We start from the raw sequence: 13,001 nt of genomic DNA on the forward strand, positions 1-13,001 counted from the left end.
CCGTCCCAGACCGGTTCGCGCGCGGCCAGGCTTCCCCCAAAGCCTGGCCGCAACTTTTTAGGACGCGGTTGTCAGCGCGGCAGGATGTTCTTGTAGATCCTGCCGTCCTTCATGATCACCACGAAGCTCTTCGCGGGATCCTCGACGAGGCTGATGTTGTCGAGCGGATTGCCGTCGACCAGCAGAAGATCGGCAAGCGCCCCCTCTTCGACCACGCCGAGCTTGCCGGGATAAGGATTGCGTGGGCCGGACAGGCTCAGCAGTTCCGCATTGCTCGACGTCGCCATGGCCAGCGCTTCCGCTGGGGTGTACCAGCGCGTCAGCGCGGCCAGCATCGAACCCTGCTTTTCAGCGAGCGCCTGCGAGAACAGGACGTCAGTGCCGAATGCAGTCTTGATGTGATATTTCTTTGCCAGCTCATAGACACGGTCCGTGCCGGCAACCACCTGCCGCAGCTTGTCCTGCTCCGACGGCCCGAGCCCGGCTCCCAACGACATATCCAGGAACGGCTGGGTGCTGAGCCAGATTCCCTTCTCCGCAATCAGCTTCGCGCTCGCTTCGTCCATGAGATGGCCGTGCTCGATGCATCTGACGCCCGCCGCGATCGAGCGCTGGATCGCGACCGGCGTATAGGCGTGCGTGGCAACATAAGTGCCCCAATTGTCGGCAGCCTCCACGGCAGCGCGCAGCTCGGGCTCGGTGAAGGTCGAGACGTCGAGCGGACTGAAGGGTGAGGCCACGCCGCCGCCCGCGGTGAGCTTCACCTGCGAGGCGCCCTGCATCAGCTGCTCGCGCGCGCGCACGCGCACTTCGTCCGGGCTATCGGCGACCATGCTGCCGCCGATCCGCTCCATGCGGCTGAGCATGCCGCCGAGGGTGCGCGGCAGGTCGGAGAGCTGGCGGAAGTCGCCATGGCCGCCGGTGATGGTGATGATCGCCCCCGACGGATAGATGCGCGGTCCGGCGACGAGATCCTCGTCGATAGCCTGCTTGAGGCCGAAGGTCGGTCCACCCATGTCGCGTATGGTGGTGAAGCCGCGCATCAGCGTTGCGGTCGCCTCGCTGGCGGCGAGCAGGTTGTTGTAGCCGATATCGCCGGCAAGCGCCGCCATCGGCGTCGGGCGCACCAGCATCGCGTGCCAATGCGCATCGATCAGTCCCGGCATCAGCACCCGGCCGCCGCCGTCGACGACCTGGCCAGCGGCCGCGATCTCGGCGGTCGAGATCTTCTCGATCTTGCCGTCCCTGACGAGGACATTGGATGGCGCCGAGAGCGTCGCGTTCTTGCCGTCGAAGATCTTGACGTTGCGGAACAGGACGGCATTGTCCTGCTGAGCCGGCGCAGCCGATGCGGTGCAGACGAGCGTTGCGAGCAGAGCCGTGAAGCCGGCTAGCCTGGACAATCCCGACATGTTCGATCTCCCGGTGGGGTGCCGCTGTACGGCCGCTGCGACAGCTCGCCAGGCCGCCGTACCGTTCCGCTCTTCGACGGCCGAATGCGACGCCATTGCACCAGCTCCGCAGAGCGGATGGGCTATTGCCGAAGCAGCTCCAGAACCCGTTGCGCGGACGAGAGTTGACGCCCGCCACCGGACGGAGTCAATTTACAACTATAGGGCGATTTAGTATTGCAGCCATACGAGTCCAAAGGAGATGCCATGGCAGAAACATCTCTCGGGAAAGTTCAGCACATGAGTAAGCGAGACTGCCTTGCTTGCATCGAATTCTGATCAAAGTCGAGCAACGCAGTTGACCTATGATCAACGCAAGATTGCAACCGGTCACTGACAGTCAGGCGTAACGAAAAATCTTCGTTGCCTTGACCGAGCATGCGGCTCGCCTACGCGCCGAGCACGTCGGNGAGCCGCAACTCGTCCGCGGCGGGATCCTTCAGGAACAGCTCGGCCTCGATCTCATTCAGGTGCGACAGCATCCGCATGCACGCGGCCTGCTTGTCGCGCCTGTGGATCGCAGTGACGATCTCGGCATGATGATCGGTGCCGCAGGCGGGCGTATCGTGACGGCGATAGAGCAGGATGATCAGCGAGGAGCGCGCGATCAGTTCTTTCAGGAAGCCGAGATAGATGCTGTGGCCGCTCATCTCGGCGATGAGCCGATGAAAGTCGCCGGAGAGCCGGACCGAGGCGCGCGCATCACCGCGCAGCTCCGCTTCACGCTCCTCGGTGAGGTGCTGCTGAAGGCGCTCGATCCACGCGGGGGAAACGGCATCAACGGCGTGATCGACGATGGTGGGCTCGATCAGGCGGCGCGCCTCGAACACCTCGCGGGCATCCCCAGGCGTCGGGCGGGCAACGAATGCGCCGCGGTTCTTCTCGATGTTGACGATGCCCTCATGCGCGAGCTGCTGCAGCGCGGTGCGGACCAGCGTCCGGCTCGCGCCATAGATCTCGCCGATCTCATCCTCGCCGAGCTTGGTGCCCGGCAGCAGGCGATGCTCGAGGATCGCCGCGGTCACACCCTCCCTGATCCGGCTGACGCGATCGCTCGCGTCGGGCGCATCGGGTTTCGGGCGGGATTTGGCGGCCATCAGCTCGAAGTGTTGGGTTTGAGGACGCGATCGGCGTTTGGTCTTCGATGGTAATCGACGAGCTGTATCCAATCACAGGCGAAACTTTATACAATCCTCGCCCATTTTGTGTGCATGCTCCTGCCGACCCGAGGCGGCGCACAAACACGCTGGATTCGATCTAACGATCTGACTCCACTGCACAGTTTTCGAATTCGTCGATTTTGGCGCTGTTGGCACGGACCTTGCGGAGAGAGGCGGAGCACCGCCCTCCTCTCGGACACGCCATGGCCACTCCTGCCGCTCTCGAACTGGTTGCCGTCACCAAGCGCTATGACGCGACGGTAGCGGTCGACAATATCAATCTGAAAATCCCGGCCGGCACCTATTGCTGCCTGCTCGGTCCGTCCGGCTGCGGCAAAACCTCGACGCTACGCATGATCGCCGGTCATGAAGCAGTCAGCGAGGGCGACATCATCCTCGGCCCGCAGAACGTCACGGATCTCGAGCCTGCCAAGCGGGGCACGGCCATGATGTTCCAGTCCTACGCATTGTTTCCGCACCTCACTGTGCTCGACAATGTTGCGTTTGCCCTGAAAATGCGCGGCATCGACAAGCCGACGCGCCACAAGCGTGCCGGCGAGCTGCTCGAACTCGTCGCGATGAGCCCCTATGCCAGCCGCCTGCCGGCCCAGCTCTCCGGCGGCCAGCAGCAGCGCGTGGCGCTCGCGCGAGCGCTGATCACCGAGCCGCAGATCCTGCTGCTCGACGAGCCGCTGTCCGCGCTCGATCCGTTCCTGCGGGTCAAGATGCGCGGCGAGCTGAAACGGCTGCAGCGCGAGCTCGGCATCAGCTTCATCCAGGTCACCCACGGCCAGGAAGAGGCGATGGCCCTCGCCGACCACATCGTGGTGATGAACCAGGGCAAGATCGAGCAGCAGGGCACGGCCCGCGACATCTTCCACCGTCCCCGCACCGAATTCGTGGCGCGCTTCATCGGCGGCCACAACGTCCTCAGCGACGCCGGCAAGCTGATCGCCGTGCGCGCCGATCAGCTCGGCATCGTGCCGTTCGTTGACGGCGCATTCGGCGCGCCGGCGCTGCTGACCCAGACCGAGTACCAGGGCTCCTATGTTGCCGTCTCGCTCACGCTCGACGACGGCACCGCCCTGTTCTCCCATCTTCCCGAGTCCACCTTCGACGTCCATCCGTTCCGGCCGGGCGATCGCGTGCTGGCCACCTGGGATCCCGCCAAGGCGCAACGTCTGCAATAGCGCCGTCATTTTAGAAAATGCGCAACACAGAGGAGTGACTGGAATGACAGAGACGACCAAGAAGACAGGCGTCAGCCGCCGCACGCTACTCAAGGGCACCGCGGGTCTCGCGGGCCTCGCCGCCGGCTCCGGCGCCATCACCGGCTTCCCCTACGTGATGTCGGCCGAGCCGAAGGTGCTGCGCTATCTCGGCACTGCCGTGAACGAGGGCGACGACATCTCCAAGCAGTGCCTGAAGGACACCGGCATCAAGATCGAATACATCACCGCGACGACCGACGACGTCACCAAGCGCGTGATGACCCAGCCGAATTCCTTCGACGTGCTGGACACCGAATATTTCTCGCTGAAGAAGCTGGTGCCGTCGGGCAACATCCTTGCCCTCGACGCCAAGAAGATCAAGGAATTCGACAACATCACCCCCGTCTTCACCAAGGGCGAGACGCCCGGCGGCAAGAAGATCGGCGGTCAGGGCACCGCGCCCTGGAAGGTGCTCTATCTCGAAGGCAAGGACTCCAAGACGTTCTCCAAGACGGCGACCGAGTTCGTCACGCTGATCCCGACGGTCTACAACGCCGACACGCTCGGCATCCGTCCCGACCTGATCAAGCGCCCGATCTCCTCGTGGTCGGAGCTGCTCAATCCCGAGTTCAAGGGCAAGGCCTCGATCCTCAACATCCCCTCGATCGGCATCATGGATGCCGCAATGGTCGTGGAAGCCACCGGCAAGTACAAATATGCCGACAAGGGCAACATGACCAAGGAAGAGATCGATCTCACCATGAAGGTGATGACCGAAGCGAAGAAGGCCGGCCAGTTCCGCGCGTTCTGGAAGGACTTCAACGAGAGCGTCAACCTGATGGCCTCGGGTGAGACCGTCATTCAGTCGATGTGGTCGCCGGCGGTGACCAAGGTGCGCTCGATGGGCATCCCCTGCACCTTCCAGCCCCTCAAGGAAGGCTATCGCTCCTGGGCGTCCGGCTTCTGCGTCTCCAAGGGCGTGTCGGGCGACAAGCTCGACTGGGCCTATGAGTTCGTCAACTGGTTCCTGTCCGGCTATGCCGGCGCGTATCTCAACCGCCAGGGCTACTACTCGGCCGTGCTCTCGACTGCGAAGGCCAACATGGAGCCCTACGAGTGGGCCTACTGGATGGAAGGCAAGCCGGCCGAGAAGGACATCAAGGCGCCCGACGGCTCGCTGCTGGAGAAGGCCGGTGCCGTGCGTGACGGCGGCTCCTATGAGGACCGCATGGGCGGCGTCGCCTGCTGGAACGCGGTGATGGACGAAAACGACTACATGGTCCGCAAGTGGAACGAGTTCATCGCCGCGTGATGGATACGTCAGAAGACATCCTGCAACAGGCATCCCCGGACCTCGTCCGGGGATCCCAGACGAGGCGCGCGGCGAAATCCGCGCGCTTGTCGCCGTCGTTCGTCTCCTGGCTCCAGGCCGGGCCGATGATGCTGGTGTTTCTCGCCTTCTTCCTGATCCCGCTGGTCTTCGTCGTCATCGTCTCGTTCTGGGACTACAACGAATATCAATTGCTGCCGGCCTTCTCCGGCCGCGGCTACACCGACACCTTCGAAGGCTGCATCGCGCAGCTCCCGGATCTCTGCACGATCGCAAAAACCTATCTGAAGACGCTGAAGCTCTGTTTCCTGGTCTGGGCCATCACGCTCTTCATCGGCTTCTGGGTCGCCTATTTCCTCGCCTTCCATGTCAAGTCGAAGACCTGGCAGATGGGACTGTCGCTGCTCTGCACGATCCCGTTCTGGACCTCCAACGTCATTCGCATGATCGCCTGGATCCCGCTGCTCGGGCGCAATGGCCTCGTCAACTCCGGCCTGATGAAGACCGGCCTGATCAACCAGCCGCTGGAATGGCTGCTGTTCTCCGAATTCTCGGTGGTGCTGGCGCTGGTCCACCTCTTCACCTTCTTCATGGTGGTGCCGATCTTCAATTCGATGGTCCGCATCGACAAATCGCTGATCGAGGCGGCCTACGACGCCGGCGCCTCCGGCCTCCAGACGCTGGTCAACGTCATCATTCCGCTGGCCAAGCCCGGCATCGTGATCGGCTCGATCTTCGTCATCACCATCGTGATGGGCGACTTCATCACCATCGGCGTGATGGGCGGACAGCAGATCGCCGCCGCCGGCAAGATCATCGAGACCCGGGTCAACGCGTTGCAATTCCCGGCTGCGGCCGCCAATGCCGTGATCCTGCTCGTCATCACCTTCCTGATCATCACCATGATGTCGCGCATCGTCGACATCAAGAAGGAGCTGTAGGCGATGAAGGAAGGACGCCCGCGCTCATTCTACGTGCTTGCAATCTTCTTCGCGGCCTATGTGCTGTTTCTCTACGGCCCGATGATCGCGATCTACGTGCTGTCGTTCCAGGGGCCGCAAGGCGGCCTCACCTTCCCGATGAACGGCGTGTCGACCTACTGGCTGACAAAGCTGTTCCAGGGCACCGGCATCGTCGATCTCGGCGCGGCCTTCCGCCGCTCGCTGCTGCTTGGCGTCATCGTGATGGCCGTCACCGTCGTGCTGTCGGTTGCTGCCGGCATGGCGTTCCGCAGGAAGTTCAAGGCGCAGAGCATTCTGTTCTACTCGGCGATCGCGAGCCTGATCGTGCCCTCGATCATCACCTCGCTCGGAATCTCATTGGAGTTCCGCATCATCGACGATCTGATCAAGGCGCATTGGAACGGGAATTTCGAGACCTCGATGGGCCTGCTCACCTCGGGTCTCGGTGCGCACCTGACCTGGACGCTGCCGTTTGGTCTCTTGATCATGTTCGCGATCTTCAACCGCTTCGATCCCAGGCTCGAGGAAGCGGCGCGCGATCTCGGCGCGACGCCGTGGCAGGCCTTCCGTCATGTCGTGCTGCCGATCATCCTGCCGTCCGTGATCGGCATCGGCCTGTTCGGCTTCACGCTGTCATGGGACGAGCTGGCGCGCTCCAGCCAGGCGATCGGGGCGGTCAATACATTGCCGCTCGACCTCCAGGGCCTCACCACGACGGTGACGAACCCGGATATCTATGCGCTCGGCACCATCATCTCCGCGGTGTCCTTCGCGGTGATCACGCTTGCGCTGTGCACCATCCACATGCTCAACAAGCGCCAGGCGGCCAAGGGGTCGGACGCCGGCAAGGGACTTGTCTAACTGCAATGCGACTGCACGTCGTCAATCCCAACACCACGGCGACGATGACGGCGAAGATCGCCGCGGCGGCGCGCGCCATCGCACTGCCCGATACGGTGATCGACGCGCGCCAGCCCGCGATGGGGCCGGTTTCGATCGAGGGATTCTACGACGAGGCTTTCGCGGTGCCCGGCATGCTCGGCTGCATCCGCGAGGCCGATTGCGACGGCGCGGATGCGCACATCATCGCCTGCTTCGACGACACCGGCCTCGATGCCGCACGTGCCGTGGCGAAAGCGCCGGTGATCGGCATCGGCGAAGCCGGCTTTCACATGGCGAGCCTGGTCGCGGCACGCTTTGCCGTGGTGACGACGCTTGGCGTCTCCATCGTGCCGATCGAACATAATTTGCGGAAATACGGCCTGGCCGAGCGCTGTGCCCGCGTCCGTGCCGCCGAAGTCCCGGTGCTCGCGCTCGAGGAGCGCAATACAGAGGCGCTCGGCAAGATTTCCGCGGAGATCACGGCAGCGATCCGCGACGACCGCGCCGAGGCCATCGTGCTCGGCTGCGCCGGCATGGCCGATCTTGCGGCAGAACTCGCCGGCACCCACGGCCTGCCCGTGGTTGATGGCGTTGCCGCCGCAGTGACGCTGGCGGAAGGACTGGTCCGGCTCGGGCTCGCGACATCCCGGCTTGGGCCTTACGCGGCGCCGCGCGCGAAGGCATACTCAGGCCCGTTTGCACCGTTTCAGCCCTGAGCGTCTGCTGCGCACTGACGGCGCGGACCTTCGACGGTGTACCGCGTTCATCGTCTATCGCATGACGATCCAGCCGTCGTTGAAGGCAGCCCGTCCTTAAGCGCTGCCGAAGCTCCAGCGGATCCTCGGTTTTTCCTCAAGTGGCCACCTTTTTGTCCCAATTGTTGCTGAAAAGTAACACTTTCGGACGCCCCGGCCGCCTTGTTCTGCGTTCTTGTGCTGCCGCTCTTCGCCACTCACCAAGTTTCAATTTGGGTCTTGTCAGCGATGATCGATCTCGCAGAGGACACACCGTCCACTCCCCTTCTTCGTCTTGGCGCCCAGCCGATCGCGTTGACGGCTGCCGCGCTGCTGCTCCTGATCGCCGGCGTCACCTCGATCGCGATCTGGCGCGCCTATACCGGCGCTGCGCCTGAGACCGACCGCGTGGTCGCCTCGCGGCAGCTTCAGGTGCGCGCGGCGCAGGCGTCCGAACAACTGGTCGAGAAGACCAAAGGACTGGAGGCGACCCAGCAGGAATCGATCGATCAACTCCAGGTCGTGCAGGACCAGCTCCAGAGCATGAAGAAGCTGCTCGCCTCGCAGCAGGCCGACACCAAGCGCCTGTCGGATCAGGTCACCAGTCTGAACGAGTCCATCGACGGGCTGCGGCAATCCTTTGCCAGCGTCCGGTCCACCGAGGCCGACACGCCATCGGTTACTCCGAGGAAACCGGCGCGCCACCGCGTCCATGCCAGCGCCCGCAAACGCGCGAGGGGCTGATTAGATCCCGCGTCGCGACCCTTTATTTTCGCCGGATGTGAAATGGATCACATTTGTCGGTGTGATTCCGGGCCATGTTCGGCTCTACCGGATGGCGTGAGCCGATTTCAATATCCGGGGCTGGCAAGGTCGTTGACGGTATACTGCGTCAACGGCCTTGTTTTTTGATACCGAGGTAATTTGGTGCCTCGGCCAGGCAGCGCCCTCATAGCAGTTGCTTCTATTCACAGACTTGAACACGGCGGACGCGCCAGCCCCATTGCGTCATCACGCGCTGCGGCACCAGGTAGCACTGCGCACCGTAGTCTTCGTAGCCGACGCCGTAGTATTCGCCATAGTACGGGTAGCCATAGCCATAAGCGCCATAATAGCCGGCACCCGCAATGCCGGCGCCGATCGCGACACCCGGCCAGAAGCCGCCGCCGTGCCAACCATGGCCCCAGCCTCCGTGGCCCCAGCCGCCACCACCCCAATGGCCGCCGCCACCGAAACCGCCCCGCGCCTGCGCCGCCTGGGGCGCTGCGAGACCAACCGCCGCGATGGCCAGTGCGGCCACGATCAACTTGCGCAACATCAACTCACCCTCCGCGTGGAAACGCTCCACACTGCAAAACAGGAGCAAGCTAATGTCACTTGATCGTCGATGACAGCAGGACCGGCTCACTTCCGCGCGAGCGTCAGCAGCCGCGGCAGATGCTCTTCATCTTCTTGTCGAGCAGGCGGTTCTCGGCGCTTACCGTGGCATCGGCGTCGGGGTTCGTGCCCGAGGCTGCGCCGGTGGTGACACCCGGCGCGGTGTTCGCGCCGGAGGATTGCGCCGTACCCAGACTGTTGGTGCCGGGCGGCGCCGGCGCATTGGCGACACCGCCGGTCGATCCGGTCGCACCGCCGGTGGTCTGTGCGAACGAGACAGCGGGCATTGCGGCGAGGCCGATGATGACGACGACCAACATCTTGATCGAAGCGCTTGCGGACGTCTGGGCCATTGGAAAATCTCCCTGCCCGATCAACGGTTGCAGCAAAAACAGGTTCCGGAACAAATCCCGTCACATCAGCTTGAAACTCGACCGCGCAGCGACCAAGGCGGCGGCGCGCGAGACTGTGAGAGGCAAAATCATGATGACGGATCGCGATCCCTTTGCAGAAGGCGAGCGCGCGGCGCGCGAAAACATTCCGGCCGAAGCCAACCCTTACACCGACGGCAGCGACGAGCACGCCTTGTGGGCAGCCGGGCATGAGAAGGTCGCCGGCACAATCGAAGCGCGGGAATCCGAGGGAAACTGACGCTCCTCCGGACGGCCGCTAAGCGGCGGCGCGGCCGTCGTTCAGGTCGATCTCATAGGCGATCCGAAGCCCGGATCAGCCGATCCGCTTCAGCCCCTTCTGGAAGCGCGGGCCGTTGGCGACATAGAATCTTGCGGCGTTGCCCATCTTCTGCACCTGGGCATCGTCGAGCGTGCGGATGACGCGCGCCGGCGAGCCGATGATCAGCGAGCGTTCGGGGAACTCCTTGCCCTCGGTGATGACGGAGCCGGCGCCGACGATGCTGTTGCGGCCGATCCTGGCGCCGTTCATGACGATCGAGCCCATGCCGATCAGCGCGCCTTCCTCGACGGTGCAGCCGTGCAGGATGACGTTGTGGCCGACGGTGCAGTTCCTGCCGATGACGAGCGGAAAGCCGAGGTCGGTGTGGCAGGTCGAGCCGTCCTGCACATTGGCGCCCTCGCCGATCTCGATCCACTCATTGTCGCCGCGCAGCACCGCGCCGAACCAGACGCTCGCGCCCGGCTTCAGGCGCACCTTGCCGATCACGGTCGCGGTTTCCGCGATGAAGTAGTTGCCGTCGGAGGGAAGATCGGGCGCCTGCCCGTCGAGCTCGTAGATCGCCATGGAGGTCTCCTGTCACGTCGACCCAAGCCATAGCGAAACGACGCCGTGGAGGCAAAGGCCTGCCGCGCAGCCCTGCAAGGCGTCAGCCAATGACGCCGGTCGCGCGCAGCGTCATCAGGAAGAAGGTGCCGCTCATCATGCTCCAGAAGCAGGCGATGACGGTCGCCATCATCACGAACTCGAAGCGGCGGCTTTCGAGCCGCATGCCGCGCAGCGTATTGCGCATGATGATGAAGGGCGCCGCGAACACCAGGAACGGCACGGCCGCAAACGTCTTCGGCGCCACGCCCTCCTGCAGCAATCCGAAGCCTGCGGGGCGCTGCGACAGCGCCTGGTAACCATTGGCGAGCGCACCCGCGAGCGCAAAGCCGATGCAGATCGAGAAGAAGGTGTTGAGAGCTTCAGGTGTCATCGGAACAGTCCGCCCATACGCAACGCGAGGACCCTTCCTGTGACAAATAGTGCCGGTTAACGCTACATTATCCTTAAGCGAAGGTTAACGCCGCCGCCCGGCCTGCGCAGAGCCCCCGCCGCTCCCGGCAGCCCGGAGCCTTCCGCCAAATCGCCGCCACGTGGCATATTCGCCGGTGATTCGTCGGCCATCGGCCGACCGGCCCCGGATCCCTTTGCGCGACCTCATGACGGTGTTTTCGGCAACCTCCCCACGCTCTTCCAGGACGAATGCCAAGATGAACGCCAAGATGAGTGCAAAGGCGCGTGCCCGGACCCATCTCGTCCCGCTCGCGCTCACCGGTGTGTTCGCCGCGAGCGCGATCGGGCTGGTGGCCTATCTGTTGTGGCCGACCTGGAGCACGGGCGGCACTGACGCGCCGGACAAGCTGCCCGTCAGCGTCGGCGGCACGCTGTTCAACCTGCCGATCTCCGCGATCCGCATGAAGATCCAGCGGCACTCCGGACCGCAGGAGCGCATCGACCTCGACTTCCTCTATCCCTCGCTGGAGGCACCGAGCGGGCCGACGCATGTCACCGCTGATACCGTCGACACGGCGATGCAGCCGATCGACCGCATCTTCCTGTCGATCGCGGCGCATCACGATGCGCTCTCGCCCGAGCAGCGGACGACGACGATCTATCCGCGCTATCTCGACCCGTCAGCGAGGCTGCCGGACGACGGGTTGACGATGCGCTCCTTCCGCAGCGACACGCCCTATGACGGCGAGGATCTGTATTCCGCTGGCTCCCCCGCACTCACCGCGCGATGCATGCGCGATGCAGCCACGCCCGGCATGTGCCTGTCCGAGCGCCGAGTCGGCGGCGCCGACCTCACCTTCCGCTTTCCGCGCAGCTGGCTGTCGCAATGGCGCGGCGTTGCGGAAGCGATGGACAGGCTGACCGCGCAGCTGCGCGGGCCGAAGGGCTGAGCGCGGCCGCCGCGACACGAACTCGAAAACAACCCCATGCACAGTAGCCAGGCGGCTGTCCCCGGCTTCTGATTTTCAATATTTCGTATTTTTCGAAATTTCCCTTGACGCCGTCGCCCGAAACAGGGCATGATGGGCATCATGGAGAAATTGATTTCGATGGCGCGGTGACCGGCAATGTGACTGATGTCACAGACCGCAAATTGCATTTCGCCATGCTGCGGATAATCTGAGACTATTGCATTCGGGGGCTGGAATGCAGCTTCGGCTGTTTGGTTGGTTAATTGCTGCGGCTTGGCTTGCGACCTGGTTCGGGACCGGCTCTGCGCTGGCCGCCGAAAAACGCGTCGCGCTGGTGATCGGCAATTCCGCCTACAAGAGCGCCCCGCGACTCACCAACCCGGTGAACGATGCCACCCTGCTCGGTGGCATGTTCAAGACTGCCGGTTTCGACAATGTCGATGTCAGGCTCGACCTCAACGCCGCCGACATGCGCAGGGCGCTGCGCGAGTTCGCGAGCCGGACCCGCGATGCCGACGTTGCGGTCATCTACTATGCGGGGCACGGCATCGAGCTCGACGGCACCAACTACCTGATCCCCACCGACGCCGCGCTGGAGACGGACGGCGACGTGCTCGACGAGACCGTTGCGCTCGACCGCGCGCTGTTCGCCGTGGAGCCGGCCAAGCAACTGCGCCTCGTCATCCTGGATGCCTGCCGCGACAATCCCTTCGCCAAGACCATGAAGCGGACGGTCGCCTCGCGCGCGATCGGCCGCGGCCTTGCCAAGGTCGAACCGACCAGCCCGAACACCATGATCGCGTTCGCGGCGAAGGCGGGCTCGACCGCCTCGGACGGTGATAGCAAGAACAGCCCGTTTGCCACCGCGCTGGTCGAACGCCTGCCGACGCCCGGGCTCGATCTGGGCAAGGCCTTTCGATTCGTGCGCGACGACGTGCTCAAGGCCACCGGCAACAAGCAGGAGCCCTTTGTCTATGGCTCGCTCGGCGGCGATGACGTGTCGCTCGTTCCGGCGAAGCCGGTCGCGGCTGGACCGCAGGCAAATCCCGACAGCGAAATCCGGCGCGACTACGAACTGGCCCTTCAGATCGGTACCCGCGACGTATGGTCCTCTTTCATCAACCGCTACCCAAGCGGCTTCTATACCGACCTTGCCAAGGGCCAATTGAGCAAGATTGTCGCCGAAGAAACCCGGGCCGCCGCCGCGGAAAAGGCGAGGCAAGCCGAGGACGAG

At 63.9% G+C, this 13,001-nt stretch carries 15 protein-coding genes and 1 pseudogene; 10 read left to right on the forward strand and 6 right to left on the reverse strand.

Annotation, left to right across the window (positions count from 1 at the left end):
- Positions 1-71 precede the first annotated feature (71 nt).
- Together AOQ71_RS08305 and AOQ71_RS08310 are read right to left on the reverse strand one after the other, a co-directional pair.
- Positions 72-1,412 carry a metal-dependent hydrolase family protein gene (locus AOQ71_RS08305; RefSeq protein ID WP_057744314.1) on the reverse strand — a complete coding sequence of 447 codons (1,341 nt, stop codon included), beginning with the start codon at positions 1,410-1,412 and terminating at the stop codon, positions 72-74.
- Positions 1,413-1,861: 449 nt separating this feature from the next.
- A pseudogene (locus AOQ71_RS08310) lies at positions 1,862-2,548 on the reverse strand (GntR family transcriptional regulator); the annotation flags it as partial.
- Positions 2,549-2,814: 266 nt separating this feature from the next.
- On the opposite strand from AOQ71_RS08310, the gene AOQ71_RS08315 reads away from it, so the two are divergent.
- From AOQ71_RS08315 to AOQ71_RS08340, 6 genes are all read left to right on the forward strand, one after another.
- Positions 2,815-3,801 carry an ABC transporter ATP-binding protein gene (locus tag AOQ71_RS08315; RefSeq protein WP_057744321.1) on the forward strand — a complete coding sequence of 329 codons (987 nt, stop codon included), beginning with the start codon at positions 2,815-2,817 and terminating at the stop codon, positions 3,799-3,801.
- 43 nt (positions 3,802-3,844) lie between these two features.
- Complete coding sequence (locus tag AOQ71_RS08320; RefSeq protein ID WP_057744324.1) at positions 3,845-5,134, forward strand: ABC transporter substrate-binding protein; 1,290 nt, start codon at positions 3,845-3,847, stop codon at positions 5,132-5,134.
- Entirely contained in the window at positions 5,134-6,093 is a 960-nt protein-coding gene (locus AOQ71_RS08325) for an ABC transporter permease (RefSeq protein WP_057744328.1), read from the forward strand. The genes AOQ71_RS08320 and AOQ71_RS08325 overlap by 1 nt, the downstream gene beginning before the upstream one ends.
- A 3-nt stretch (positions 6,094-6,096) precedes the next feature.
- Positions 6,097-6,975, forward strand: coding sequence for an ABC transporter permease (locus AOQ71_RS08330; RefSeq protein WP_057744331.1), 879 nt, complete (start codon positions 6,097-6,099; stop codon positions 6,973-6,975).
- 5 nt (positions 6,976-6,980) lie between these two features.
- Entirely contained in the window at positions 6,981-7,712 is a 732-nt protein-coding gene (locus tag AOQ71_RS08335; RefSeq protein WP_057744334.1) for an aspartate/glutamate racemase family protein, read from the forward strand.
- A 267-nt stretch (positions 7,713-7,979) separates the two neighbouring features.
- Positions 7,980-8,474 carry a hypothetical protein gene (locus tag AOQ71_RS08340; protein WP_057744338.1) on the forward strand — a complete coding sequence of 165 codons (495 nt, stop codon included), beginning with the start codon at positions 7,980-7,982 and terminating at the stop codon, positions 8,472-8,474.
- Between the two features lie 220 nt (positions 8,475-8,694).
- Here the strand turns inward: AOQ71_RS08340 and AOQ71_RS08345 are convergent, their stop codons facing one another.
- Both AOQ71_RS08345 and AOQ71_RS08350 read right to left on the reverse strand, forming a co-directional pair.
- Positions 8,695-9,048, reverse strand: a complete 354-nt coding sequence (locus AOQ71_RS08345; protein ID WP_057744342.1) for a hypothetical protein — start codon at positions 9,046-9,048, stop codon at positions 8,695-8,697.
- A gap of 103 nt (positions 9,049-9,151) precedes the next feature.
- On the reverse strand, positions 9,152-9,460 hold the full coding sequence (locus AOQ71_RS08350; RefSeq protein ID WP_057744345.1) for a hypothetical protein: 309 nt from the start codon (positions 9,458-9,460) through the stop codon (positions 9,152-9,154).
- On the opposite strand from AOQ71_RS08350, the gene AOQ71_RS08355 reads away from it, so the two are divergent.
- Entirely contained in the window at positions 9,408-9,758 is a 351-nt protein-coding gene (locus AOQ71_RS08355; RefSeq protein ID WP_162268334.1) for a hypothetical protein, read from the forward strand. The genes AOQ71_RS08350 and AOQ71_RS08355 overlap by 53 nt on opposite strands.
- A 75-nt stretch (positions 9,759-9,833) precedes the next feature.
- Here AOQ71_RS08355 and AOQ71_RS08360 read toward each other — a convergent pair whose 3' ends face one another.
- Together AOQ71_RS08360 and AOQ71_RS08365 are read right to left on the reverse strand one after the other, a co-directional pair.
- Complete coding sequence (locus AOQ71_RS08360; RefSeq protein ID WP_057744353.1) at positions 9,834-10,364, reverse strand: gamma carbonic anhydrase family protein; 531 nt, start codon at positions 10,362-10,364, stop codon at positions 9,834-9,836.
- An 82-nt stretch (positions 10,365-10,446) separates the two neighbouring features.
- Positions 10,447-10,776: a DUF6949 family protein gene (locus tag AOQ71_RS08365; protein ID WP_057744356.1), complete on the reverse strand. Its 330-nt coding sequence runs from the start codon at positions 10,774-10,776 to the stop codon at positions 10,447-10,449.
- Between the two features lie 226 nt (positions 10,777-11,002).
- On the opposite strand from AOQ71_RS08365, the gene AOQ71_RS08370 reads away from it, so the two are divergent.
- From AOQ71_RS08370 to AOQ71_RS47480, 3 genes are all read left to right on the forward strand, one after another.
- Entirely contained in the window at positions 11,003-11,746 is a 744-nt protein-coding gene (locus tag AOQ71_RS08370) for a hypothetical protein (protein WP_057744379.1), read from the forward strand.
- Positions 11,747-11,850: 104 nt separating this feature from the next.
- Entirely contained in the window at positions 11,851-11,979 is a 129-nt protein-coding gene (locus tag AOQ71_RS49660; protein WP_283809584.1) for a hypothetical protein, read from the forward strand.
- A gap of 23 nt (positions 11,980-12,002) precedes the next feature.
- Positions 12,003-13,001 (forward strand): caspase family protein (locus tag AOQ71_RS47480; protein ID WP_245316803.1); only part of this gene is annotated, 999 nt, incomplete at its 3' end.

Source organism: Bradyrhizobium manausense, assembly GCF_001440035.1.
Classification (GTDB): Bacteria; Pseudomonadota; Alphaproteobacteria; order Rhizobiales; family Xanthobacteraceae; genus Bradyrhizobium; species Bradyrhizobium manausense.